The sequence below is a fragment of the Mesobacillus sp. genome (genome assembly GCF_049588175.1).
Lineage (GTDB): Bacteria > Bacillota > Bacilli > Bacillales > Cytobacillaceae > Mesobacillus.
The window spans coordinates 1-1,529 of the sequence record NZ_JBAVFI010000194.1; the positions used below are offsets into that span (position 1 = coordinate 1).

General features: G+C 47.2%; 1 protein-coding gene and 1 pseudogene. Both read right to left on the reverse strand.

From position 1 onward, the window contains the following. Positions 1–30 precede the first annotated feature (30 nt). Positions 31–990 (reverse strand): LacI family DNA-binding transcriptional regulator, encoded by a 960-nt coding sequence (locus WB217_RS04885; RefSeq protein WP_423991184.1) that lies wholly within the window; start codon positions 988–990, stop codon positions 31–33. A gap of 67 nt (positions 991–1,057) precedes the next feature. After that, positions 1,058–1,529 (reverse strand): annotated as a pseudogene (locus WB217_RS04890) (glucohydrolase); the annotation flags it as partial.

Consider the following 1,529-nt stretch of genomic DNA (forward strand, 5'->3'; position numbering starts at 1 on the left):
TGGAACGTGAGAACCGTCCCCATGTTCCACTCAGCCAACGGAATCGCCTGGTATCAGGGTTACGTAGATGCGTTCGTTTTCGACTGGTTCGTTGGCTAGTAGTTTTAATAGGTGTTCTGCGGAGACGGCGCCCCATTTTTGTTCGGAGTAGTCGATGGTTGCGAGTCTTGGGTTTGTGTATTGTGAAAGCTCGATGTTATCGAATCCGATGATATGGATGTGCTTGCCGATCTCGTATTTTGTTTTTGCTAGGTAGTTGTACATGCCGATGGCCATTTCGTCGTTAAGGCAGAAGACGGCCACTGGCTCGGTGTATTCGCTGACGATTTGTTCAGCGGCTTTTTCGCCGGAAGGCTTGTTAAAATCACCTGGTATTTCACGATAATCAATATCTTTATATCGAATAACCGCCTGGCGCGCGGCACCGATCCGCTGCATCGCATCATATGAGCCCTCCGGTCCGGTTACCGTATAGATTTTCCGGTGACCTTTCTCAATCAAATGATCGATCGCCAGCGTAGCGCCAGATGTATTGTGCAATAATACTTGATTTATATTAGGATGCTCAAGCTCCCGGTCCATGACGACGATCTTATGGCCGGCTTCTGCATGCTTGAGCAGTTCTTCGCTTGAAAAATAGAAATCGAGAACGATGGCGCCGTCAATCATCCGTTCCGGTATAAAGCGGTGCGATTCCTTCCCGCCGCAGACAATCATCTCGTAGCCCTTGCTGCTGAGGGCGTCCTGGATGCCCTGAAGAAGCTGGCCGTAAAAGGCTCCGCCATAATTGGTCAGGAAGACGCCAATGATTTTCGTTTCCCTTTTTTTTAAAGAACGGGCCGCCGCGTTCGGAACGTAGTTCAGCTCCTTGGCGATCGCGAGGATTTTCGCTGCCGTCTCTTCTGTCACCTTCGGGCTGCCGTTCAATGCATAGGAAACAGTGGATATCGAGACACCTGCCTGTTTTGCAATATCTTTAATTCCTGCCACGATTCTCTCTCCCGTCTCTTCAGTAAGCTCTACTGCTATTATACCTTGTGAGCGTTTCCATCTATAGTTAATTTTTCAGTTTATAGACAATCACCTCGTACGGCCGCAGCTTTTCACCAGGGGTTTCATAGTTATGGATGACAATCTCTCCGTCACACAATAATGAACTCTCAATCTCTTTGCCGGTAAAATTGCAGACTACACGCCACTCTTCATTCTCATAAGTTCTTGCGTAAGCAAAAATCTCCGGCTCACTGTCCAGCAGCTTGTAATCTCCATAAATAATCAGGTCATTCTCTTTACGCAGCTTAATCAGCTTTTTGTAAAATTGATAGATGGACTTGTTACTATTTTTATCATTCTCAACATTAATTGCCGAGTGGTTAGGGTTCACTTCAATCCAAGGCTCACCAGCTGTAAAACCAGCTTGGGATTCCGCACTCCATTGCATCGGCGTCCTCGCGTTATCCCGGCCTTTTACATAAATCGATTCCATGATATCTTCATGAGCAAAGCCTTGTTCGAGCCGTTCCTTGTAC